The sequence below is a fragment of the Bradyrhizobium sp. Ken51 genome (genome assembly GCF_055807435.1).
The window spans coordinates 1-241 of the sequence record NZ_JBVVPB010000208.1 but is presented as its reverse complement, the minus strand read 5'-3'; the positions used below and the strand labels follow the sequence as shown (position 1 = coordinate 241).

1 protein-coding gene is annotated in these 241 nt (G+C 49.0%); it reads left to right on the top strand.

Annotated elements, in window-relative coordinates:
• Positions 1 to 27: 27 nt before the first annotated feature.
• On the top strand, positions 28 to 241 hold a 214-nt coding region (locus tag AC0L27_RS41500; protein WP_473323940.1), incomplete at its 3' end, for a threonine/serine exporter family protein.

Genomic DNA, 241 nt, shown 5'->3' with positions numbered 1-241 from the left:
CAACAGCGAGCCGTAACACGGCTTTGTATCCAGTGTGGATTAGTTCTTTTGCAACATGGTGCGGAAAGCGCGTTGGTTGATGAGCTTTCCTCACGACTGGGTCGGGCACTGGGAATGGACAGCGTCGAAAGTTCTATCTCTTCGAACGCCATAGTGCTGACAACTATTAAAGATGGGCAATGCCTGACATCGACACGTAAAAATCACGATCGCGGCATTAATATGCATGTGGTGACTGAAG